Consider the following 24462-nt stretch of genomic DNA (forward strand, 5'->3'; position numbering starts at 1 on the left):
GTTTAATTTTTCTTAAGTTGAAGGGCGCGAGTGAAGATAGACGTTCGCAAAACGGAAGCCTTAATAGCAGTGATTGAAACCGGCGGGTTTGAACTCGCGGCGAAGAGGCTCAACCTGACCACCTCGGCGGTATCGCAACGTATTAAAGCGTTGGAAAGCGCTATCGGTACGCCTTTGGTCATTCGGGGCAGGCCCTGCGCCTCTACCGAAGAAGGGGTGAAGCTGATTCGATATTTGCGCAGACAGAAATTTCTTTACGATGAATTTGAATCCGAACTTTTTGGCAAAGAAAATACCAGGGTTAAAATGCGCATCGCCATTAATCAGGATTCGTTGGATACATGGTTTCTGCCTGCGGTTCAGCCGGTTGTTCAACAGAAAAATATTTTATTGGATATCGTTGTGGACGATCAGGACTATACGCTGAAAGCGCTGGCGGAAGGGAATGTGATTGCCGCTATCTCCTCCATTGCAAAGCCGATGCGCGGTTGCAACGTGGTGCCGCTGGGTGCGATCCGTTATCGTTTTCTGTGCAGCCCCGATTTTTATCGGCGCTGGTTCGCGCACGGCGTTACCCGCACCGCATTACAGCAGGCGCCGCTAATAATTTTCGGCAATAAGGACAGGTTGCAGTTGGATTTTCTGAATCGGGTGTTTTCCGTTAATCAGGAGGCGTGTCGTTACCACTGTGTGCCCTCTACCGCGGCATTTTATATCGCTGTGCAACGTGGTCTGGGCTACGGCATGATTTCGGAATTGCAGTATGCCGACAATCTGGCGACAGGATCGCTGATGGATATCTCGCCGGGAGCTTGCAGCGATATAGATCTGTATTGGCATCATTGGAAGGTGCAATCGCCCAACATCAATTGGCTCACGCGCTGCCTGACAGAAGAAGCCTGCCGTTTTCTGGCAACCCCCCCCTTGCCTGCCGACAGCGTATCGTCAACGGTCAGAATTTGAACCCGCCGGTTTTCGGGAAGGAGGGGCTTACCAAAAGGATGGAATGGCGGGATTTATTGCCGAAAAGAGAAAAGTTCATAGTTTGTCAATTGCGGGTAATACATGAGTAAACGGCAACCAAGCGCTTGCGTTTCCGTGGTGCAATGCGGCGGAAAATCAAGCTTGCTTTGTATCGTCCTGCTTTGGACTGATTTTGTGAAATAAAATTCTGATGCGATTATCCCGCGATAGTGGTTTTGTTAACGCTGAATCGATATCAGCGTTAACCGATCTACATGTCATTATTTTGTAATAAGCATTTATACCGATAACGTTATTGTGATCTTCATGGGAAAAATTCACTGGAAAAAGGCTATTTCTCGAACTGGTGATTAGTGTCACATTCTGAGCCGCTGCTGATTTGTAGTCTTGGTTGCGTATTGGCTAAATCAATTCAGCAAAAAGGACGAATGAAATGAAAAAATTACTGGTAATGGGGATTTCATTAGCACTGGCTTCATGGCAATTATCGGCCCAGACGTTTGTGCTGACGGATGCTGAAAGCAGTGTGGAAAAGGGCGACTGGCAGATCAGCAGTGATGCGCTGAAGATCAAGGATCAGCACTTCAGCATTGAGCAAAGCGTGTTGCACGGCGGGCGTCAGGAAGGCAGTAAAATTATCACTATCAACAGTCAGAATGGGTTAAAAATTGTCCTCAGCCCGAGCCGTGGTATGGATTTGCTGCACGTCACCGGTAAAAACATCCGTCTGGGGTGGGATTCTCCGGTCAATGAGGTGGTAAATCCAAATACCATCAACCTGGAAAGCCGTAATGGAGTGGGTTGGCTGGAAGGTTTCAATGAAATGCTGGTGCGTTGTGGTTATGAATGGACCGGTCATCCGGTGGTCAGTGACGGTATGATTTATACCTTGCATGGCCGTGCCGGGAATACGCCTGCCTCGAAAGTGGAGATTGACGTCAGCGAGAAAGCGCCATATCAGATTACCATCCGCGGCTTGCTGAAAGAGAACAGCTTTAAGAAATCGCATCTGGAAACCTGGACGGAACTGCGTTACATCCCCGGCAGCGAATCTTTCACCGTGCATGATGTGCTGACCAATAAAGCCGATTATGTCCGTGATTATCAGATCATTTATCACAGCAACTTTGGCACCCCCATTCTGGAGCAGGGCGCACGCTTTATTGCGCCGGTGAAAGAGATTTCACCGTTTAATGACTATGCCAAAGCCGGTCTGAAAGCGTGGCAAACCTATCAGGGGCCAACCAAAGATTTTGACGAAATGGTCTTTAACCTGACGCCGTACGCGGATCAACAGGGAAAAACGCTGGCGGCATTGGTCAACCGTGCAGGCGATAAAGGGGTATCGATTGAGTTTGATACGCAGCAACTGCCGCTGCTGACGCTATGGAAAAATACCGATACTGAAAAACAAGGGTATGTTACCGGCATTGAACCGGGCACCAATTACGCCTATCCGGTGACGATTGAGCGTGAGCAGGGGCGGGTGAAACAGTTACAGCCTGGGCAAAGCACCGCCTTTGAACTGACCTACAATTTGCTGAGTAGCGCGGAGGCGGTACAGAAAACGGAGCAGAGAGTGAAGGCGATTCAGGGTGAGAATAAAACCACGCTGACCGAAAAACCCATCGCGGTTGAATAAGACGTGGTTATACCGAAAGCGTCGGATATCGCCTTGCTCATCCCAGAGCAAGGCGTTGTTGTATGACGTGTCAGAACAAAGGCATATGCTTAGAAAAGGATACAGAGATTGAGACGGGGAATGATATTTTCAGCATTATTTCAGCACTTGCGGATTCACGCAGTTTTCTTTTACCTGTCCGCTCAGGGCGGCGATCAGGTTGTCGACGGCGCAGGCGGCCATGCCATAGCGGGTTTCATGCGTTGCAGAACCAATGTGGGGTAAAGCCACCACGTTTGGCAGGCTTAACAGCGGGGAGTCAATCGGCAGCGGCTCTTTAACGAAAACGTCCAGACCTGCGGCATGGATAGTTCCGCTAGTGAGTGCATCGATCAGTGCCGTTTCGTCCACGACGGCCCCGCGGCCAATATTGATCAGAATCGCACCCGGTTTCATTTTCGCCAATTGCTCACGACCGATAAGGTGATGCGTTTCGGCAGTCAACGGCAAGGTGATGCACAGGAAATCCGCTTCAGCCAACAGGGTATCCAAATCGCAATAACGAGCGTTAAAGCGTGCTTCCGCTTCCTGATGGTGACGGCGTGCGTTATACAGTACGGGCATACTGAATCCAAAATGCGCACGCTGCGCCACGGCCAGACCAATACGGCCCATACCGAGGATACCCATGGTTTTATGATGGACGTCAGTGCCAAACCAGTCGCTGCCGATACCGTATTGCCACTCACCCGCCTTCACTTTTTCCGCTACTTCCACCACCCGGCGAGCACAGGCCAGCATCAGTGCCAGCACGGTATCCGCCACGGTTTCAGTTAGCACCGTGGGGGTGTGCATAAGAATGACGCCTTTCTCGTTGAGGGCGGCGACATCAACGGTGTCATAACCGGCGGAAATGGTGGAAATCGCACGCAGGCGTGGAGTTTGTCGTAGAAAGGCATTATCCACTTTACCGCCTGAGCCGATAATGCCTTCCGCCTGGGCCAGCGCCGGATGGTTTTCGGGCGGAAAGTCGTCAAATTCAGTGACCATGAAGTGTTGATCCAAACGGGCGCGTAAATCGTCAGGGATATTTTTATACAGAATAACGCTGGGTTTCATCGCAAACTCCGGCAGGTTAAAACAGAAATAGCTGATGGAATCATCGCGTAGCTGGCAGGATACTGCAAGCCACACCGCACAGTAGGCATGATGGAAAAAGGCAGCAATAAAGCATCATCACGTCGGTGGCGCCTGTTCCCGCAGGGTTCGCAACCGCAGAAGTTCACGGCTGTAGTAGTCGATATCAATCCCATTGGCGCTATCCAACTGCTGTTTAAGGTGAGGTGCAATGCTGGTTACGCCATGTATCGCCCCGCAAATTGCTGTAGCCATCGCACCGATGGTATCGGTATCGCCGCCCAGATTGGCGCACAGAATGGCACAGCGGTTGGGGTCGGTTTGCGCCAGTTCAACCATTGCAATGGCCGCCGGAACCGATTCGATCGCTTCCGTACCGGTGCCAATCAGGTCATAAATGCGTTTCATGGCACGCTCTGTCCCATCCACGTGTTTTACCGTGTCTAATGCCAATTCGATACGGCTCGCCATAGATGCGCTATATGTAGTAATCCGCCTATTCTGTGCCGCCTGGGCGACAACCGGCAGTTTATCGCGGATACTCCGCCATGTGGAGGCGCCTTCAATACCTTTGGAGATTGCCCAGGCGATAACCGCAGCGCCGGCGACGGCAACGTCGGATTTATGCGTCGGGCTTGAGGCCAGCGCGACATCGCTGATGAAGTTGTTCAGCGAACGGCCTGGCAGCAGACAACCTAGCGGGGCAACCCGCATCGCCGCGCCGTTGGTTACACCATTATTTTCCAACTCGCGGATATCGGTTCCCTGCCGTAGGGCGGTCAATGCTGTTTTTGATGTCGGGCCGAGGATATTTTTCTCAAATGCACCGATGGACAATGCCCACGCCAGAATGTGCTTTCCTATCACCGTTGGATCGATTCGGCCTTCACACTCTATAAGAGCATCCGCCAGCGCGATAGCCATTGCCGTATCATCGGTATATTCCGCACACTGAAAATAACAGGCGGCAATATTATCCGCAGGGCCGGGCAAAAAATGATCAATCCAGCCGAAATGTGTTTTAATTCGCGTTCGCGGCCATAATTCTGATGGCATTCCCATCGCATCGCCCAACATCTGACCATATAACGCGCCGGCAATACGGTTCTGCTTATTAGATGGCATGGCACATCCTTAATAAAGTTGAATAATCCTCTTTCCATGATGGTTTATTAAGAGACGTCATCCGATTGGCTCTGCTGTTGTAGTTTATTGATCTTAGAGTAAGCTGATTTCATTATTCATTGATTTTTATAATAAATTTAATCACGACTATGTTTATATCGTGATTAAGCAATAAAGCAGGAGACGTTACAGCATAAGGTAACGCTATATACTATCAATATAATATCTTTGCGCCGTTATTTAAGCGTAATGTGAAGATTTATTTATTTTAGTGGTGAGGGATTTGCCCACTGCATAAGCAGCATAGTCGCTTGTGTTTCCTGATTGAAATTCTTTTGCACGACGACAAAGCCTTGTTTACGGTAAAACGCACAGGCTCGTTTATTCTGTTGATACACTTCCAGACTGAGTAACGGGAATTGCTGCTGAACATGGCTGATTAACGCGGCGCCAATCTGTTTACCCCAGTCGTGCTGGTGCACGAACAGCGCGCCAATAAAACGCCCTTCCAACACGCTGATAAAACCAGCGATCCGACCTTGTTTCTCATACAGCCAGGTTTGTGACTGCGGGATGTAGACATCACGAATCAGCGCGGCGCTCTCCTGCCAGTAATTCGCGTGGATAAACGGGTGCGCCAGCGTGGTGCTTTCCAGCCAGAGCGACATCAGCAGGTTCAGATCCTGAGGGCGGTACTCGCGGATCATGCCGTGGTTTTCTTATGGCAAAAACAGTCGGTGGCGTGGTCGTTTACCAGCCCGGCAGCCTGCATAAAGGCGTAACAGATGGTTGAACCAATAAACTTAAAGCCGCGTTTTTTCAGTGCTTTCGACATGGCATCTGAAATATCGGTTTTGGCAGGCACATAGGCCAGCGACGCCGGGCTGTTTAGCACGGGCTGATGGCCGACGAATGACCAGATGAAAGGGGAAAAAGGCTCGCCCTGATTTTCCATCTCCAGCCAGGCGCGGGCATTGGCGATAATGGCTGCTATTTTTCCGCGGTGGCGGATGATACCGCTGTCCTGCATCAGCGCGTCCACATCATCCTCAGTCATTTGCGCAATACGCTGTGGATTAAACTGATGAAAACAACGACGATAATTTTCGCGTTTTTTCAACACGGTAATCCAGGAAAGCCCGGCCTGCTGACCTTCAAGGCAAAGCAGTTCAAACAGTTTTTGACTGTCGGTGCAGGGTTTTCCCCATTCGTTATCGTGGTAGTCCTGATATAAGGTGTCCTGAGTGACCCAGCCACAACGTTTCATCGCTTTTTCCTATCATTAAGACTTGGATACGGATTGTTATTCGCTAAGGTTATTGTTATTGATAGTGATGTTGCTAACGATATTGCACCATCATTGCATCTGGAGTGCTGTATATGCAACCAGCTTGTGTGCCAGGGACCACAGATATCACAATGCTAGCGTACACGTGGCTGACCATTAAGCTGTCTTATAAAAAACGATGACAAATGACTGATTGGGGACGGGGAATGGCGGTTGAGTGGATTTTGGCTTATCTGGCTTTAGGGGCTGTGGTTGGCTTTATGGCGGGGTTATTGGGGATTGGCGGCGGCGGCATTATGGTGCCGATTTTGACGTCAATGTTTGCGGCACAGGGCGTGCAGAATGAACATCTGGTGCATATGGCGCTGGGAACGTCGATGGCGGCTATCGTGATTACGGCGGTTTCCAGCCTGCGCACCCATCATCAGCATCAGGCGGTGTTGTGGCCGGTGGTCTGGCGGATTACCCCCGCTATCCTGATTGGCACGTTTGCCGCCACCTGGCTGGCGACATTAATGCCGACGCGGGCGCTGGCGATCTTCTTCTCCTGTTTTATGGCCTATGTCGCCCTGCAAATGGTGTTGAATATAAAGCCTAAACCACAGCGTCAACTGCCTGGCACCGTGGGGATTTCGCTGGCCGGGCTGTGTATCGGCGGTATTTCCGCGCTGGTAGCCATCGGCGGCGGTTCATTAACCGTTCCTTTCCTGACCTGGTGCAATGTACGCATTCAGCAGGCGATCGGTACGTCGGCTGCGGTGGGGCTGCCTATCGCATTGGCAGGAGCATTGGGGTACATGGTCAACGGGTGGTCAGCGGTCGGGCTACCCGCTCACAGCATCGGCTATGTTTCCCTGCCAGCGGTGGTGTTGATTTCTATCGTGAGTTATTTCACCGCGCCGATCGGCGCCCGGCTGGCGCACCGCCTGCCGGTTGCCACGCTGAAGAAGGTCTTTGCCGGGCTGCTGCTGCTGTTAAGCCTGAAGATGCTGCAAACGGTGTTTATGAGCTAATCGCATTCCTGCGGATTAAAGCGGGCACATCCTGCCCGCATGAAAAATCATCACTGATATGAACTTGTCGCCGCATTCTGGCTGTATATCTCGCCCTCAGCGGGTATACTGGCGCATTCATTGTAAATCCACTTGTATCGCGTGCGAATCCAAATGCAAAAGTTTGATACCAAGACCTTCCAGGGCCTGATCCTGACATTACAGGATTATTGGGCGCGTCAAGGCTGCACCATTGTTCAACCACTGGACATGGAAGTCGGCGCTGGCACGTCACATCCGATGACCTGTCTGCGGGCGCTTGGCCCGGAACCGATGGCTACCGCCTATGTCCAACCGTCCCGCCGTCCTACCGATGGCCGCTACGGTGAAAACCCTAACCGGCTGCAACACTATTACCAGTTTCAGGTCGTCATTAAGCCATCACCCGATAACATTCAGGAACTGTACCTCGGTTCGCTAAAGGAACTGGGCATGGATCCGACGATCCACGATATCCGCTTCGTGGAAGACAACTGGGAAAACCCGACGCTGGGCGCCTGGGGGTTGGGTTGGGAGGTGTGGCTTAATGGGATGGAAGTGACGCAGTTCACCTACTTCCAGCAGGTTGGCGGTCTGGAGTGTAAGCCCGTCACCGGCGAGATAACTTACGGTCTGGAACGTCTGGCGATGTACATTCAGGGCGTGGACAGCGTTTACGATCTGGTATGGAGTGACGGCCCGTTAGGCAAAACCACTTACGGCGATGTGTTCCATCAAAACGAAGTGGAGCAATCTACTTATAACTTTGAACACGCCGACGTCGATTTCCTGTTCAGTTGTTTTACGCAGTACGAAAAAGAGGCGCAACACCTGCTGGCGCTGGAAAAACCGCTGCCGCTGCCAGCCTACGAACGCATTCTGAAAGCGGCGCACAGCTTTAACCTGCTGGATGCGCGTAAAGCGATTTCTGTTACCGAACGTCAGCGTTACATCCTGCGTATTCGTACCCTGACCAAAGCGGTAGCCGAAGCGTATTACGCCTCCCGCGAGGTGCTGGGCTTCCCCTTGTGTAACAAGAACATCAGCAATAAGAAAGAGAGCTAAGAGGCCGCCATGACTGACAAGACTTTTCTGGTGGAAATCGGCACGGAAGAGCTGCCGCCAAAGGCGCTGCGTAATCTGGCGGAATCTTTTGCCGCTAATTTTACCGCCGAGTTGGATGCCGCCGGCCTGACTCACGGCGGCGTGAGCTGGTTTGCCGCTCCGCGCCGTCTGGCGCTGAAAGTGGCTGGCTTAAGCGCTTCACAGCCGGATCGTATCGTTGAAAAACGTGGCCCGGCGATTGCCCAGGCATTTGATGCCGCGGGTAATCCGACCAAAGCGGCCGAAGGATGGGCGCGAGGCTGCGGTATTACTGTCGCTCAGGCTGAACGTCTGACGACGGATAAAGGCGAATGGCTGCTATACCGGGCGCATGTCAAAGGCGAGCAGGCGCAAACGCTGCTGGCAGGCATGGTAAACGCCGCACTGACGAAGCTGCCCATTCCGAAACTGATGCGCTGGAGCGATAAAGAAACCCAGTTTGTGCGTCCGGTGCATACCGTGACCCTGTTGCTGGGTGATGCGTTGATCCCCTGCAGCGTGCTGGGCATCGACTCAGACCGTACTATCCGCGGTCACCGTTTTATGGGGGAAGCGGAATTCACCATCGACAGCGCCGATCAGTATCCTGACGTCCTGCTGGAACGCGGCAAGGTCATGGCGGATTACGAGGCGCGTAAAGCGAAAATCAAGCAGGATGCCGAAGCCGCCGCCCGTAAGATTGGCGGTAACGCCGATCTGAGTGACAGCCTGCTGGAGGAAGTGACCTCTCTGGTTGAATGGCCGGTGGTATTGACCGCAAAATTTGAAGAGAAGTTTCTGGCTGTGCCGTCGGAAGCGCTGGTCTACACCATGAAAGGCGACCAGAAGTATTTCCCGGTTTACGATAACAGCGGTAAGCTGCTGCCGAACTTTATTTTCGTTGCCAATATTGAATCCAGCGATCCGCAGCAGATTATTTCCGGTAATGAAAAAGTGGTGCGCCCGCGTCTGGCAGATGCCGAATTCTTCTTCAATACCGATCGTAAAAAACGCCTTGAAGATCATCTGCCGCGTCTGGAAACGGTATTGTTCCAACAGCAGTTGGGCACGCTGCGCGACAAAACTGACCGTATTCAGGCGTTGGCGGGCTGGGTGGCCGGGCAGATAGGCGCCGATGTGAATCACGCCACCCGGGCGGGCCTGCTGTCCAAGTGTGACCTGATGACTAACATGGTGTTTGAATTTACCGACACGCAGGGCGTGATGGGTATGCATTATGCCCGTCATGACGGTGAAGCGGAAGATGTCGCCGTGGCGCTGAACGAGCAGTACCAGCCGCGTTTTGCCGGTGACTCCCTGCCCTCTTCTGCGGTGGCCTGCGCGCTGGCGATTGCCGACAAAATGGATACGCTGGCCGGGATTTTTGGCATCGGTCAGCACCCGAAAGGGGATAAAGACCCGTTTGCGCTGCGTCGCGCCGCGTTAGGGGTATTGCGTATCATTGTCGAGAAGCGCTTACCGCTGGATCTGCAAACGCTGACGGAAGAGGCTGTGCGTCTGTATGGCGACAAACTGACGAACGCCAGGGCGGTAGATGAAGTAATTGAGTTTATGCTCGGTCGTTTCCGCGCCTGGTATCAGGAAGAAGGTCACAGCGTGGATACGATTCAGGCGGTATTGGCGCGCCGTCCGACCCGTCCGGCGGATTTTGATGCACGGGTGAAAGCAGTCAGCCATTTCCGTACGCTGGAAGCGGCTGCCGTCCTGGCTGCGGCCAACAAGCGCGTATCCAATATCCTGGCTAAATCCAGCGATACGCTGAAGGATAATGTTGACGCCTCTTTGTTGAGGGATGCGGCGGAAATTACGCTGGCAACGCATGTCGTGGTGCTGCGTGACAAGCTGGAGCCGTTGTTTGCCGAAGGGCGTTATCAGGACGCGTTGGTGGAGCTGGCTTCGCTACGTGAACCGGTCGATGCGTTCTTTGAGCAGGTAATGGTGATGGCCGATGATGAGTCGATTCGCATCAATCGCCTGACGTTGCTCAACGCGCTGCGCGAGCTGTTCCTGAAAGTGGCGGATATTTCGCTGTTGCAGTAATGTTTCTGTGCGCTCTCTTCTTACCGAAGGGGAGAGCGCTTTCTATTGTTTCGTGTTTGTTCTAAATAATATATATATTTTTTGATTAATTATTTAACACATGAATATAAGTTAAATATCATTTCATTAATAAATAGCCCATTTTTTCAACATAATTACGGTTATTTTTTACCCGCATTAGTCATGCTGTTAACGTTAATTATACCCTTAAAAAGATTGCTGTTTTTTATTCTATTTAATTTTTTATGAAATAGAATAAAGATCACAATTCCCACCTAATGCCGGGCCTATACTGAAAATAGTTTTGGTCACGTCCGATGTATGACGAGTAAGAATAACTAAAATAAATAACATCATGATTTTATTTATTTTAGTTAATTAATTTTCTTGATTATCAGACAGAGGGAATCGCCTGTGATTGGTCAGGTAAGACGAACAAAGAATGAAGTAATAATCGGGATATTCTGAACCAATAACGTCGTGGCTCTCTGTCTACTATACCCGTCATACTTCAAGCTGCATGTGCGTTGGCTGCGTTACTCGGCCCATCCGTGGGCCTCGCCCCTTCGGGGCCGCTGTGAACAGCGTTCAAATCTGCTCCAGGCAGATTTGTCATTCACCCGAATCACTTACTTGAGTAAGCTCATCGGGATTCACTCACTTGCCGCCTTCCTGCAACTCGAATTATTTAGGGTATATAACACACTATTTATATAGCTTATTATTAATTACAGGAGTTCATTATGAGTGCGATTAACTTTTCTATTCCGCGTGATATCACCTATGGCGAAAATGCGATGGATCGGCTGGCAACCCTGCGAGGGAACAGAGCGGCTATCGTGACCGGCGGCAGTTCAATGAAGCGGCATGGCTTTCTGGCCCGTGCCGAAAAACTGCTCAATCAGGCAGGGATGGACTGCCTGCTGATTGATAATGTTGAGCCTAACCCCTCTGTGGCGACGGTACAGCGCGGCGCAAAAGCAATGCTTGAATTCAGGCCGGATTGGATTGTGGCGATTGGCGGCGGGTCTGCTATTGATGCGGCAAAAGTCATGTGGTGCTTCTATGAGCACCCGCATCTTACGCTGGAGGATATTCTGCCCGTTGGCTCCATGCCGCCGCTTCGCAACAAGGCAAAATTTGTGGCCATTCCTTCCACCAGCGGTTCTGCCTCTGAAATTACCGCATTTTCCGTGATTACCGATACGGAAAGCCATATTAAATATCCTATTGTTGCGTCAGATATGGTGCCGGATATCGCTATTCTCGATCCGGCTATTCCGGCAACCTGTCCACCACACATTACCGCCTATTCGGGCATGGATGTGCTAACTCACGCGCTGGAGGCCTATGTGTCTACCGCCGCAACCTCATTTACCGACCCTTATGCGCTGGAAGCTATCCGGCTGGTGTTTGAGAATTTGGAAACCGCCTACCTCTCGCCAGACAATATGCAGGCGCGTTATCACATGCATAACGCTTCCGCGCTGGCGGGTATTGCCTTTACCAATGCCTCTCTGGGGATTATCCATTCGCTGGCGCACAAACTTGGCGGCGAATTCGGCGTTACGCACGGTTTAGCTAACGCGATACTGCTGCCGTATGTGATTCAATTCAACAGCCACTGGACCAACAAATATCAGTTAATTGAGAAACGCTTTGGCATTATCAATCTGGCAAGCACCATCCGGGATCTGAATCACCGGCTAAATATTCCCGATACGCTTAATGCGTGTGATGAAGTGGATTTTTGTGAGGAGAAATTCATAAAAGTGCTCGACCGCATGAGCAACAACGCGCTGGCCGATCCTTGTACGCTGACTAACCCAGGAAATCCTAAAGCAGAAGATATGAAGGATTTGTACACCATAGCTTATTACGGGCATTAATCCTGATACCCGCTTGGGTATATTCGCGGTCAATTATAACGTCCGGGAGCGGGTTTCCGCTCCCGGACGTTATCTTTTGCGATCGCGCTTTTTGCCCGCTGCATCAAGCTGATTCGTCTATGCTTACTGAGGTATGAAACAAATTGCCATCGTCGGTTTATCGGTGAAATTTACTGACCGAGCGAGAAGCATGTAAAACAGGGGTTTGGAATGAAAGGATTGATGGGATATCGCTCACGCTGGTTGCTGCCAGTGCTGATGTTTTTTATGGCGTTACAGCTCGTTGCCTGTGGTGATTCCGAAACCGACCAGCGCAAAGCGTTTACTGATTTTCTGCAACGTGTCCAACTGCAACAGGATGGGAATTTACCCGCGCTGACTGAAGAACAAAAGAAGAATTTCGGACCTTTTATCAACGATTACGCGATTTTGACCACCTTTTCCCAGCAGATAAATCGAGCGGTGGAGGGGAGCCTGACGCCGATGCTGGAGCAGATCTCCCAGATCCGCGAACCTAAGGATTATCTGTCTCAGCGCGAAAACCTCCGGCAATCCATTGGGGCGATGAATCTGCTGGGGCAGCAAATTCAGGCTGCAAAAGCCCAGGCAGATAATGCCCACCGTAAGCTCAAACAGCCGGAAGAATTACAGGTCGCTTATGAACGGCTGTATGCACGCGTTGTCACCCAGCCGACAAATGTATTACTGCCGGTCATTCCAAATGCTATTTCGTTTGTACAAAGTCTGATTCAGGTGGGTGATTACCTTCAGGCACAGGGCGATCAGGTGGTATTCAATGGCGCAACGGTGCAGTTTTATACGCCGCAACAGGTTACACAATACAATGGAATGATGGCCGAGCTGCCAGCCCAACAGCAGAATTTAATGAATGCGCTGAAAGCGTTGAATGGCTCTGCCAGCCAGTAGCATATATTCATAAAATCTGGCGGCGGGATAAAAATAAATTGTGATGTGTATCGCATAAATAAAACAAATACGTGATGTTGAATTGTGATGCAAATCACATATATGGCGAAAGGAGGCGTTTAAATTTCATCATATTTTTTGTTTTTTAATGCTTTTTGTGAAGTAAATCACCTATTTGTATCGTTGGTGTGGGGTGATTGTGTGATTTTTGTCACAAAAATGCCGCTGAGTTGCGGTATGGAAACAGCGTGCTAGAGTCCGCGTTGCATACAGCAAAACTGATGGGGACATTCATGTGATGAATAGTTCTCACACCGTCTCACGATAACTATCACGCGCTCTTATTGTCAGCGCGTCTCAATAGGGGTGTGTTTTTATGCTTTCACCAGACATTAAGATCAAAGTTCAAAACTTTGGTCGCTTTTTAAGCAATATGGTGATGCCCAATATCGGCGCATTTATCGCCTGGGGTATTATTACCGCACTGTTTATTCCTACGGGTTGGATCCCCAACGAGACGCTGGCGAAACTCGTAGGCCCAATGATCACCTATCTGCTGCCGTTGCTGATCGGTTATACCGGCGGTCGTCTGGTGTTTGGCGAACGCGGTGGCGTGGTCGGGGCGATCACCACTATGGGGGTGATCGCTGGCACGGATATTCCGATGTTCCTTGGCGCCATGATTGTCGGCCCGTTAGGCGGCTGGGCCATTAAGCGTTTCGACGGCATGGTTGACGGCAAAATCAAAAGCGGTTTTGAAATGCTGGTCAACAACTTCTCTGCCGGTATTATCGGCATGTTGCTGGCGATCCTGGCGTTTTTGGCCATTGGCCCGCTGGTCGAAGTCTTTTCTCAGGTTCTGGCCGCCGGTGTTAACGTAATGGTGCGCAATAACCTGTTGCCGCTGACCTCTATTTTTGTTGAACCGGCAAAAATTCTGTTTCTGAACAATGCCATTAACCACGGCATCTTCTCGCCGCTGGGCATTCAGCAGGCAACCGAAACCGGCAAATCCATTTTCTTCCTGATCGAAGCTAACCCAGGCCCCGGTATGGGCGTACTGATGGCGTATATGTTTTTCGGTCGCGGTAATGCGAAGGAGTCTGCGCCGGGGGCGGCTATTATTCACTTCCTCGGTGGGATTCACGAAATCTATTTCCCTTACGTGCTGATGAATCCGCGCCTGATTATTGCGGTGATCCTGGGGGGTATGACCGGCGTATTTACCCTGAACGTACTGGGTGGCGGTCTGGTTTCTCCGGCGTCTCCGGGGTCTATTCTGGCGGTATTGGCCATGACGCCGAAAGGCGCGTATTTCGCCAATATTATTGCGATCGCGGCAGCCTTTGCGGTGTCCTTCATTGTTTCTGTCATCCTGTTGAAAAGCACGAAAAGCAAAGGCGAGGAAGATCTGAGTGATGCCACCCGGCGTATGCAAGAGTTGAAATCGTCCGCTAAAGGTCTGGATCGTACAAATACCGGTGTCAGCGGTGATATGAGTACCGTGCGTAAAATCATCGTAGCCTGTGATGCGGGTATGGGTTCCAGCGCGATGGGGGCAGGTGTGCTGCGCAAGAAAGTGCAGGATGCCGGGCTGACGAATGTTTCTGTGACCAACAGCGCGATCAACAACTTGCCGGACGATGTCGATCTGGTCATTACGCATCGTGACCTCACTGAGCGCGCCATGCGTCATGCGCCGCAGGCCCAGCATATCTCGTTGACCAATTTTCTCGACAGCCATCTGTACAGTGATCTGGCGGCGCGGCTGGTCGCGGCTCAGGGGAGCGCTTCTCATGCGTCTGTGACGGCGACCAAACCGGCGGATACCATTGCAGAGCCACATCTTTTCCAGCTCAGTGCTGAGAATATTTTCCTCAATCAGCACGCAACGGATAAAGAGCAGGCCATTCGTTTTGCCGGTGAACAACTGGTGAAAGGTGGTTACGTTGAACCATCATATGTTGATGCCATGCTGGAACGTGAAAAGCTGACGTCAACCTATCTGGGTGAGTCCATCGCGGTGCCGCACGGGACAATTGAAGCGAAAGACCAGGTACTGAAAACCGGTGTGGTTTTCTGTCAGTATCCCGATGGCGTGCGCTTTGGTGAGAATGATGATGACATCGCACGTTTGGTTATTGGTATCGCTGCTCGTAATAATGAACATATTCAGGTGATTACCAGCCTGACCACGGCGCTGGATGATGAATCGGTGATTGAGCGTCTGACACATACCCAGAACGTGCAGGATGTGCTTGAGCTGTTGTCCGATAAAAAGAGCGCCTGATTATACGGCGGTGCCGCCTGGGGCGGCCTCTTTTTGATTTTTCGCTTTAAAAGGTTAAAGCATGATGAAAGCATTACATTTTGGCGCCGGAAATATTGGCCGTGGATTTATTGGCAAACTGTTGGCCGATGCCAATATCGAACTGACGTTTGCTGACGTCAGTCAGCCGCTGCTGGATGCGTTGAACAGTCGCAAAAGCTATCAGGTGCATATTGTGGGTGAACAAACCCAGGTTGATACCGTCAGTAACGTTAGTGCGGTTCACAGCGGCAGCCAGGAGGCGGTGGCGCTGATTGCCGAAGTCGATCTGGTAACGACGGCCGTAGGGCCGCAAATTCTCGAAAAGATTGCCGGCACTGTCGCTCAGGGGTTGGTGAAACGTCATGATAATGGCAATTTGCAGCCGTTGAACATCATTGCCTGCGAAAATATGGTGCGCGGCACCAGCCAGCTTAAGCAGCATGTGCTGAAACTGCTGCCGGAAGATAAGCTGGAGTGGGTGGTGGAGCATGTGGGATTCGTCGATTCCGCCGTTGACCGTATCGTGCCGCCTTCAGAGGCAGGCAATAGCGATGTGCTGGCGGTTACGGTGGAAACGTTCAGTGAATGGATTGTTGACCAGACGCAGTTCAGCGGCGAGCCTCCTGCCATCCCCGGTATGGAACTGACCGATAATCTGATGGCATTTGTTGAACGCAAACTGTTTACGCTGAACACCGGCCATGCCATTACCGCTTATCTTGGCCAGCAGGCCAGACATCAGACTATCCGCGACGCCATCCTCGATCCGGAGATACGCGCTGTGGTCAGAGGGGCGATGGAAGAGAGCGGCGCGGTGCTGATTAAGCGCTACGGCTTTGATGCCGGTAAGCACGCGGCATACATCAATAAAATTCTCAGCCGCTTTGAAAATCCCTACCTGCACGATGATGTAGAACGTGTGGGACGCCAGCCGCTGCGCAAGCTGAGTGCCGGTGATCGGCTGATTAAGCCGCTGCTGGGTACGCTGGAATATCAATTGCCGCACGATAACCTGATTATTGGTATTGCTGCGGCGCTGCACTACCGCAGCGAGCAGGATCCGCAGGCACAGGAGTTGGCCGCATTACTGCAAAATCTTGGCCCACAAGCTGCGCTGGCGCAGATTTCCGGTCTGGATGCCGACAGTAAGGTTGTCGCGCAGGCGGTGAATGTGTATAACGCCATGCAGTAATCGGCGCCTCTCGGCACAAGGCAGTTTTGATCCTGGGTGCGTTCGGAACAGGCGATATTGGTTATAACCGACATCGCCGTATCCACCGGTAAAGCATGTTTCCGGGGTAAGGCAAATCTGCGCACGGGTTAAAGGTACGAGAAGTGACGATGGAAGAGACACAGGCGTTTGAAAACCGGGTTCTTGAATCACTGAATTCAGCAACGACGGTACGCAGTTTTATGCTCCGGGCTGTTGAACTGCTGGCTGAGGCGGCCAGCATTCTGATGTTGCAGGTATTTCGCAAGGATGACTACGCGGTTAAATATGCGGTTGAACCACTGATGACGGGAACCGGCCCGCTTGGCGATCTTTGCGTGCGCCTCAAGCTGATTTATGGATTGGGCATGATCAGCCGTAAAGAGTATGAAGATGCCGAATTATTGATGGTGTTGGGTGAAGAGCTGGCGCACGACGAGCATGATTATCGTTTTACTGATGATGAAATTCTTGGCCCGATTGGCGAGTTGCATTGTGTCAGCGCATTGCCTCAAGAACCGGCTTTTCCCACAGGCGGCGACCCTACCGATCAATTACTGATTGGTATGCGACAACAGCGCTATCAGCAGATGATTCGCTCCACGCTGGTGCTGTCGCTTACCACACTGATTTCCCGCATCAGCCTGAAAAAAGCCTTCTGATCCCCGCCTCCACTGCGTTCGCAACCTGTTTAGTGTATGCTTATGCCCCGCATGATTCCCGGTTATACAGGTTTATAGGTTATGAAAGAGCAAGAAGAAATAAAACGCCTCAGCGATCAACTGGACAAGTTGAACCGTAAACAAGACGCGCTGCTTGCACAGGGGGATGCAGAGGCTATCACGCTCAATATGGCGGAGTGCGAGAAGCTGACGGCGGAGATTGAGCGCCTGCGCAAAGTAAGAGAGCAAAAACTCAGCCAGGAAGCGCAAAAGCTGACCCGCTTGCCGTTTAGCCGCGCTATTACCAAAAAAGAGCAGGCGAATATGGGGGCATTGAAGAAAAGTGTACGCGGATTGATCGTCGTGCACCCAATGACGGCGCTGGGGCGTGAACTGGGTTTAAAAGAGATGACGGGTTACGCCGCTAAACCATTTTAAGTCTGATGCCGTGGTCATCACGGTTTAGGTGTCACCCGTGATGACCGCCGACGTATTACAGGTATTACCGCCGGTAGCCCAACTGGGGTGATGAGCTGGAAAGCGCGATGCTGGCTGGCGTGGCGTCGTCTTGTGAGTTTGCAAGACGAAATACGGAAACGGCCTGTTTGAGCAACGTCGCCTGTTCTTCGAGAGAGTCCGCAGCCGCAGAGGATTCTTCAACCAGCGCAGCGTTTTGCTGAGTGGTGCTGTCCATTTCCACAATAGCCTGATTGACCTGTGCAATGCCACGGCTCTGTTCATCCGAAGCCGTGGTTATCTCACCCATGATGTCATGTATCTGCGTCACGGAAGTGACGACATCATTTATGGTTTTACCCGCATTGCCGACCAGGGTGGCGCCGCGCCCGATCTGGCTGACCGTCTCGGCAATCAGTCCCTCAATCTCTTTGGCAGCCTGCGAACTACGCTGTGCCAGATTGCGAACTTCACCGGCAACCACGGCGAAACCACGGCCTTGCTCACCGGCACGGGCGGCTTCAACTGCGGCGTTCAGCGCCAGAATATTGGTCTGGAAGGCGATGCCGTTAATCACCGAGGTGATCTCGGCAATACGTTTGGAACTGTGCTCAATGTCGTTCATGGTTTTCACCACATTGTTCACCTGTTCACCGCCTTGCTTCGCCGTCTGGGTTGCGCTGATAACCAGCGTGTTGGCGTGATGCGCATTGTCTGCATTCTGTTTGACCGTTGCGGTGAGTTGCTCCATGCTGGCGGCGGTCTGCTCAACGGCGGCAGCTTGTTGTTCTGTGCGTGAGGATAGATCGGTGTTACCCGCCACGATCTCCCCTGACGCGGTGAAGATCTGGCTGACACCGACGCGGATATCGTCGATCATGTTATGCAGATTGGCGTTCATTTTCGCCATTGCTCTGATGAGTTGACCCAGTTCATCGCGGCGGGCGGTATTGACCGTCATGGTGAGATCGCCGGTAGCGATACGTTCGGCCATATCCAGCGTGTTACTCAGCGGTGTCGTAATCTGGCGTGAGATATACCAGGAAACCATGATCCCCAGGATAAGCGTAATCAGCGCGGTAACGACCATCTGTATCTCGGAAGAACGAATATCCTGCTGAGTAAGCTCTAGCTGATCGTGCAGCAGGGATTGGATAGTCGCATTGAGCGCGTCCGCACTGGCGATCATCTGTTTAGCCTGCGCCTGCTCTTCCTGATAGGCGGGCATATAAGCCATGGCCCGCTCTTCATAAGTCTCCAGGGTGCTCCGGACAGGCGCGAGGATTGCTTGCTGTTCGTTGGACAGATTCTGGTACAACGCGGTTGACGAAGTTTGTGCATCATCAATGGCTTTGGCAAGTTCTTCCTCTGATTCCTTATCGAGAGATAACAACAAACCGCGGACATGATAACGAACCGCCGTTAATTTCTGCTGAAGATCGGAAAGGAGTAACTGAAGCGTAATGTCGTTGCCGTCAGCTTTTAGTTGATCGCCGAGCTGCTTTAATGGTTTGCCTGTTTCGGAAATGTTCCAGCTTTTCCTGACGTCATCTTTTTTGTTGATGGCATCAATATAGCTTTTTTGTCTTTGCCGGTATTCGGCAATAATGGTTTCGATATGAGAAAACTTTTCTCTGGCACTTTCAAGCCAGTTCCAATCTTTGGCCTGAGAGACATACGTATTGATATTTTCAATATGAATCATATTTTGATTCATATCTTCCGGGGAGTAGGTTGCGCTATAACGCACCCGGTAATATTTGGCCTGATTAATTTCATCATTGATATTGTTGCTTAAATTGACTTTATCAATACTTTCTTTTAATTCTTCAATATGCATGACGCTTGCGCCAGCAATAATAACCGTCATGATTAAGATCAAAAAGAAACCTAATCCTAATTTTTTACCGACGTTAATATCTTCAAATTTTATAGCCATTTTTTTTCTTCCACTATCTTATTAGCTGAATACATACTCTGGCGTACATTTTGTTATCCATACCGTGATTATGGACGGTTGCACCATGAGATTGCCGAGTGAAACACAACATATCTGTATATAAAGCCATACGATAGAATCACATATAATTCATCGGCTATTGATGGGAAAACTTTACCATCCGTTTTCATTAATTACAAAAGGGGGGGGAATATTTGGTAACAATAATAAAAACCGGAACAACATTTGTTATTCCGGTTTGTTCAATGATCAACCGTGTCAGGCTCTGCAACGGTAAGAAAACAGCTTATTTTTTCGCTTCCGCAAAACGTTTGGCTGCTTCGTCCCAGTTTACGACGCTCCAGAACGCTTTGATGTAATCCGGGCGACGGTTCTGATATTTCAGGTAATAGGCATGTTCCCAAACGTCCAGACCCACTATGGGGTAGCCGGATGCGCCGGAAATGGCTTCGCCCATCAGCGGGCTATCCTGATTAGCCGTGGATACCACCGCCAGTTTGCCGTTATCTTTCAGCACCAGCCAGGCCCAGCCGGAACCAAATCGGGTTGCCGCGGCCTGTTCAAATTTTTCTTTGAAAGTATCGACGCTGCCGAAATCACGCTCAATGGCTGCTTTCAGATCGCCAGTCAGGGTGGTGCCCAGCTTCAGACCTTTCCAGAACAGGCTGTGATTAGCGTGGCCGCCCGCATTGTTACGTAAAGCGGTTTTTTTCTCTGCCGGTACTTTGTCCAACTGGGCTATCAGTTCTTCAGCAGACAACTTGGCGAACTCAGGCAGGGATTCCAGCGCTGCATTAGCGTTATTGACGTAGGTCTGGTGGTGCTTAGTGTGATGGATTTCCATCGTTTGCTTGTCGAAATGTGGTTCCAGTGCGTCATAAGCATAAGGCAGGGATGGCAGTGAATAACTCATGTTTAGCATCTCCGTGATTGTTGTACTGAATGTAGTACGGAAGTGTTGTCGTACCGAAAAGGGACGTCGTACACCATTTCTTTCTCTGGTACACAATATTTCGGGTACAGACCGATAGTATGCAGCGCTGCTTTTGTTAGCGCCGCGTAAGGATTAGGTTCATTATAGTTAATTAAATGATATTGAAAATGATTATTCTCGCCAGGAGAGGTTATCTTTCATGCGTTTAACCTACGATAACAATCGCTTATGTGGTTATAGTCTGAGGTAAAAACAAATTGGTCTAAGAATCTGCCATCGGGAATAAGACTGGAGAGTGCCGGATGTTCGATTCTTCGCCGCTATTCATACAACCGTTGCGGATGGGTGTAAATGGTTGAGCGCCCCGGACGGCTAAAACCCACCAGCGTCAGATTGCACCGTTCGGCCACCTCGACGGCCAGTGATGTAGCAGCAGAAACCGCAAACAGGATCTCCACGCCGCACATGGCGGACTTTTGCACCATCTCGTAGCTGGCACGGCTGGAAACCAGTACTGCGCCCTGCCGCCAGGGCTGTTTGGCCCGCATACCAAGCAGTTTATCCAGTGCCACGTGGCGACCAACATCCTCACAGCCGCCGCTGAGTAAACCATCCGGCGTAATCCAGGCTGCGGCATGTGTGCAACCCGTTAATTGGCCCACCGATTGTACGTTCTTCAGTTGCGCCAGCGCGGGTTCAAGGTGACTTAACGAGAAGGTTTGCGTAAATGGCAAGGGGGTAACCGGTTTGCCGATTTCCGATAGCTGCTCCACACCACAGACGCCACAGCCGGTGCGGCCATCCATCGCCCGGCGCCGTGCTTTTAAGCCGGTGAAGCGGCGGCTGGAAAGTTCGATTTGAACTTCAATGCCATTGCATACGGGCTGAACATCAATACCGTAGATATCCTGTGGTGACGCAATGATGCCCTCTGACAGCGAAAACCCCAATGCAAACAGCTCCAGGTCTTTCGGCGACGCCATCATAACGACATGTGAAATACCGTTATATACCAGCGCCACCGGCACTTCTTCCGCCAGCCAGTCGGCCTGTGGCTGTGTCAGCGTACCCTGATGGCTTACCGTGAACTGACAGGCCCCCGTGAGCGGATTGACCGTTTGTGCGTTAACGCCTTTCACCTGACCTACCTGTGAGTTAACAACCTTTGATGAATAGAGGCATTATTTCACTGCCTCCTGGCGGATGCGAATTTTTCTCCGCAAACAGCGATCATGCACGCAGCGTGGTTGTATATTTGTTTCTTATTGGTTGCAGAATTGTGATACACCTCGAAGAGTTAACATTCTCCTTTGCCAGAGGCTGTTATAAACCTCAATCCCTGCATACGATTTAATCATGCACACTGTTTAGTGACCGTTTTCGCATTGCATCTATTTTCACTGCGGCTCCGCCGCGAACCCAGACGGCGAAAAGGAGACTGAAATGGCACATGTCACATCTGAAGGCTGGCTTACTTCCGACGAGTATGGCGCGCTTAATCTGAAAAAACGTTATGATAACTTTATCGGGGGAGCCTGGGTTCCGCCTGACGGCGGGCAGTATTTTGTTAATCTGACGCCGATTACCGGTCAACCGTTATGTGAAGTCGCCAGTTCCAGCTCGCGGGATGTCGATCATGCGCTGGATGCCGCCCACAAGGCGAAAACCGAATGGGGAGGCATGTCTGTGCAGCAGCGGGCGCTGATCCTCAATCGTATTGCCGACAGGATGGAGCAAAACCTCGACCTGCTGTCCAATGTGGAAACCTGGGATAACGGTAAACCCATTCGTGAAACCCGTGGCGCGGATGTCCCGCTGGCGATTGACCACTTCCGTTATTTTGCCGCCTGCATTCGCTCTCAGGAAGGGGCGATCAGCGAAATTGATGGTGACACCGTTGCCTATCATTTCCATGAGCCGCTTGGCGTGGTGGGGCAGATTATTCCCTGGAACTTCCCGTTATTAATGGCCTGTTGGAAGATGGCGCCAGCGCTGGCGGCGGGAAACTGTATCGTGCTTAAACCCGCCAAGCTGACGCCGATGTCGGTGCTTACCCTGATGGAACTGATTCAGGACATCCTGCCGCCGGGCGTGATTAATGTGGTGAATGGGTCGGGCAGCGAGATTGGCGAATATCTGGCAACCTCGAAGCGTGTTGCGAAAGTGGCGTTTACCGGCTCAACCGAGGTCGGCCAGCAAATCATGGGTTATGCCGCTCAGAACGTGACGCCGGTTACGCTGGAACTGGGAGGCAAATCACCTAATATCTTCTTTGCGGATGTGATGGATAAAGAAGACAGCTTCTTTGACAAGGTGCTGGAAGGGTTCACACTGTTTGCCTTTAATCAGGGTGAAGTCTGTACCTGTCCGAGTCGGGCGCTGGTTCAGGAATCGATCTACGATCGCTTTATGGAGAGGGCGATTAAACGCGTGGAGTCGATCCGCATCGGTAACCCGCTGGACAGCAACACTATGATGGGGGCGCAGGTATCTGCCGGACAGTTGGATACCATTCTCAATTATATTGATATTGATGTGGCCTAATGATCTTGGACACGACTTAAGGATGATAAACTTCCCCAATACATAAGAGGTGTCCAATGAAAGGTCGAAAAGCTTTTTCTCCTGAGTTTAAGTGCGAAGCTGCAAGCCTTGTGGTTGATCGTGGCTATTCTATTGCGCAGGCCTGCGAGGCTATGGGCGTGGGTAAAACGGCGATGCAGCGCTGGGTTCATCAACTCAATAGTGAACGCGGTGGCGTAACACCGGACGTGGGTAAAGCCCTGACGCCCGACCAGCAGCGTATTCAGGCGCTCGAAGCCCAGATCCGTAAAATTGAACGCGAGAAAAATATCTTAAAGGAGGCTACCGCTCTCTTAATGTCAGAGTCGTTCACTCGCTCGAAGTGATCCGGATATTGAGCGAGCGTTATCCTGTCGTCGAACTGTGCCTGCTTTTTGGCGTTCCGCGCAGCCGTTATTACTACCGGCGCGTGCCTGAACAACCTGCCAGAGCGGAGCAAAGAGAACGCCTGTGCGAGTTGCATCAGGAAAGTCGCGGGGCGGCAGGGTCACGATCGCTATCGGTCGCGTTAAAAACCGAAGGCCATGAGGTTGGCAGAGACAAAGCCCGTCGCATGATGAAAGAGGCCGGTCTTGAAAGTACACAACGTCGTAAGCATCGCTATCGTTTAGCGAAAGATGAAGCCAAATATGCACGTAACCACCTGGAACGAGGCTTCACCGTTGAACGGCCTAATACCGTCTGGTGCGGCGATGTCACGTATATCTGGGCAGGAAAACGTTGGGTCTATCTGGCCGTCGTGTTGGATCTGTATGCCCGCAGGGTCATTGGCTGGTCTTTATCGTCATCACCTGACAGCGTGCTGACGTGTGATGCGCTGCGGATAGCTTATGAATCAAGAGGATGCCCCAAAGGCGTGATGTTCCACTCAGATCAGGGCAGTCATTACAGCAGCCGGGCATATCGGCAAAAGTTATGTCAGTACCGGATTAAACGGAGCATGAGCCGTCGCGGAAACTGCTGGGACAATGCGCCAATGGAGCGGTTCTTCAGGAGCCTGAAATCGGAATGGATACCGGAATGTGGTTACGAAAATGTGGATGATGCCAAGACAGATATCCTGAGTTACATGACGTATTACTACAACCAACGCAGGCCGCATAGCTTCAATAATGGTCAGACGCCGCATGCTAAAGAAAAGCATGCAGCGTAAAAAACCTTAACGAGTGTCCAATATTGCTAGACCACATCATCCAAGGT

At 51.2% G+C, this 24462-nt stretch carries 19 protein-coding genes and 1 pseudogene; 13 read left to right on the forward strand and 7 right to left on the reverse strand.

Going from position 1 to position 24462, the window contains the following annotated elements; all coding sequences use genetic code 11:
* Positions 1 to 30 precede the first annotated feature (30 nt).
* Positions 31 to 963, forward strand: coding sequence for a LysR family transcriptional regulator ArgP (locus BIY29_RS10965; RefSeq protein WP_121575161.1), 933 nt, complete (start codon positions 31 to 33; stop codon positions 961 to 963).
* A 454-nt stretch (positions 964 to 1417) separates the two neighbouring features.
* Positions 1418 to 2626, forward strand: coding sequence for an aldose 1-epimerase family protein (locus tag BIY29_RS10970; protein WP_121575162.1), 1209 nt, complete (start codon positions 1418 to 1420; stop codon positions 2624 to 2626).
* A gap of 135 nt (positions 2627 to 2761) precedes the next feature.
* On the opposite strand, the gene ghrB is transcribed toward BIY29_RS10970, so the two are convergent.
* The 4 genes from ghrB to BIY29_RS10990 all read right to left on the reverse strand — a co-directional run bounded on the left by ghrB (position 2762) and on the right by BIY29_RS10990 (position 6134).
* Positions 2762 to 3724 (reverse strand): glyoxylate/hydroxypyruvate reductase GhrB, encoded by a 963-nt coding sequence (gene ghrB / locus BIY29_RS10975; RefSeq protein ID WP_121575163.1) that lies wholly within the window; start codon positions 3722 to 3724, stop codon positions 2762 to 2764.
* 117 nt (positions 3725 to 3841) lie between these two features.
* Positions 3842 to 4867, reverse strand: a complete 1026-nt coding sequence (locus BIY29_RS10980; protein ID WP_121575164.1) for an ADP-ribosylglycohydrolase family protein — start codon at positions 4865 to 4867, stop codon at positions 3842 to 3844.
* Positions 4868 to 5130: 263 nt separating this feature from the next.
* Positions 5131 to 5574: an N-acetyltransferase gene (locus BIY29_RS10985; RefSeq protein WP_121575165.1), complete on the reverse strand. Its 444-nt coding sequence runs from the start codon at positions 5572 to 5574 to the stop codon at positions 5131 to 5133.
* Positions 5571 to 6134 (reverse strand): DNA-3-methyladenine glycosylase I, encoded by a 564-nt coding sequence (locus tag BIY29_RS10990; protein WP_121575166.1) that lies wholly within the window; start codon positions 6132 to 6134, stop codon positions 5571 to 5573. The genes BIY29_RS10985 and BIY29_RS10990 overlap by 4 nt, the downstream gene beginning before the upstream one ends.
* Before the next feature lie 227 nt (positions 6135 to 6361).
* On the opposite strand from BIY29_RS10990, the gene BIY29_RS10995 reads away from it, so the two are divergent.
* The 9 genes from BIY29_RS10995 to BIY29_RS11035 all read left to right on the forward strand — a co-directional run bounded on the left by BIY29_RS10995 (position 6362) and on the right by BIY29_RS11035 (position 17767).
* Entirely contained in the window at positions 6362 to 7168 is an 807-nt protein-coding gene (locus BIY29_RS10995) for a sulfite exporter TauE/SafE family protein (protein ID WP_121575167.1), read from the forward strand.
* 153 nt (positions 7169 to 7321) lie between these two features.
* Positions 7322 to 8251 (forward strand): glycine--tRNA ligase subunit alpha, encoded by a 930-nt coding sequence (gene glyQ / locus BIY29_RS11000; RefSeq protein ID WP_121575168.1) that lies wholly within the window; start codon positions 7322 to 7324, stop codon positions 8249 to 8251.
* A 9-nt stretch (positions 8252 to 8260) separates the two neighbouring features.
* Positions 8261 to 10330: a glycine--tRNA ligase subunit beta gene (gene glyS, locus BIY29_RS11005; protein ID WP_121575169.1), complete on the forward strand. Its 2070-nt coding sequence runs from the start codon at positions 8261 to 8263 to the stop codon at positions 10328 to 10330.
* 743 nt (positions 10331 to 11073) lie between these two features.
* Positions 11074 to 12219, forward strand: coding sequence for an iron-containing alcohol dehydrogenase (locus BIY29_RS11010; RefSeq protein ID WP_121575170.1), 1146 nt, complete (start codon positions 11074 to 11076; stop codon positions 12217 to 12219).
* 210 nt (positions 12220 to 12429) lie between these two features.
* On the forward strand, positions 12430 to 13146 hold the full coding sequence (locus BIY29_RS11015; RefSeq protein WP_240630096.1) for a DUF3053 domain-containing protein: 717 nt from the start codon (positions 12430 to 12432) through the stop codon (positions 13144 to 13146).
* A gap of 376 nt (positions 13147 to 13522) precedes the next feature.
* Positions 13523 to 15436 (forward strand): PTS mannitol transporter subunit IICBA, encoded by a 1914-nt coding sequence (locus BIY29_RS11020; RefSeq protein WP_121575171.1) that lies wholly within the window; start codon positions 13523 to 13525, stop codon positions 15434 to 15436.
* A gap of 64 nt (positions 15437 to 15500) precedes the next feature.
* Positions 15501 to 16649, forward strand: a complete 1149-nt coding sequence (locus BIY29_RS11025) for a mannitol-1-phosphate 5-dehydrogenase (protein WP_121575182.1) — start codon at positions 15501 to 15503, stop codon at positions 16647 to 16649.
* A gap of 149 nt (positions 16650 to 16798) precedes the next feature.
* Entirely contained in the window at positions 16799 to 17329 is a 531-nt protein-coding gene (locus tag BIY29_RS11030; protein WP_121575172.1) for an MltR family transcriptional regulator, read from the forward strand.
* 81 nt (positions 17330 to 17410) lie between these two features.
* Positions 17411 to 17767, forward strand: a complete 357-nt coding sequence (locus BIY29_RS11035) for a YibL family ribosome-associated protein (RefSeq protein ID WP_121575173.1) — start codon at positions 17411 to 17413, stop codon at positions 17765 to 17767.
* A 64-nt stretch (positions 17768 to 17831) separates the two neighbouring features.
* Here the strand turns inward: BIY29_RS11035 and BIY29_RS11040 are convergent, their stop codons facing one another.
* The 3 genes from BIY29_RS11040 to fdhD all read right to left on the reverse strand — a co-directional run bounded on the left by BIY29_RS11040 (position 17832) and on the right by fdhD (position 21818).
* The gene (locus BIY29_RS11040; protein ID WP_121575174.1) at positions 17832 to 19724 is read right to left on the reverse strand and encodes a methyl-accepting chemotaxis protein; all 1893 of its coding nucleotides are present in this window, start codon (positions 19722 to 19724) and stop codon (positions 17832 to 17834) included.
* 307 nt (positions 19725 to 20031) lie between these two features.
* Entirely contained in the window at positions 20032 to 20658 is a 627-nt protein-coding gene (sodA, locus tag BIY29_RS11045) for a superoxide dismutase [Mn] (protein WP_121575175.1), read from the reverse strand.
* A gap of 341 nt (positions 20659 to 20999) precedes the next feature.
* On the reverse strand, positions 21000 to 21818 hold the full coding sequence (gene fdhD / locus BIY29_RS11055) for a formate dehydrogenase accessory sulfurtransferase FdhD (RefSeq protein ID WP_121575176.1): 819 nt from the start codon (positions 21816 to 21818) through the stop codon (positions 21000 to 21002).
* Between the two features lie 304 nt (positions 21819 to 22122).
* Here fdhD and BIY29_RS11060 point away from each other — a divergent pair.
* Positions 22123 to 23211: pseudogene (locus BIY29_RS11060) on the forward strand (aldehyde dehydrogenase family protein); the annotation flags it as partial.
* Positions 23212 to 23279: 68 nt separating this feature from the next.
* Positions 23280 to 24415, forward strand: a protein-coding gene (locus BIY29_RS11065) for an IS3 family transposase (RefSeq protein WP_121575177.1) whose coding sequence is annotated in 2 segments (ribosomal slippage) — positions 23280 to 23541 and positions 23541 to 24415 — 1137 coding nt in all. Because the reading frame shifts where the segments join, the coding sequence is not laid out codon by codon here.
* Positions 24416 to 24462: the final 47 nt, after the last annotated feature.

The organism is Brenneria alni, assembly GCF_003666245.1.
GTDB classification, from domain to species: domain Bacteria; phylum Pseudomonadota; class Gammaproteobacteria; order Enterobacterales; family Enterobacteriaceae; genus Brenneria; species Brenneria alni.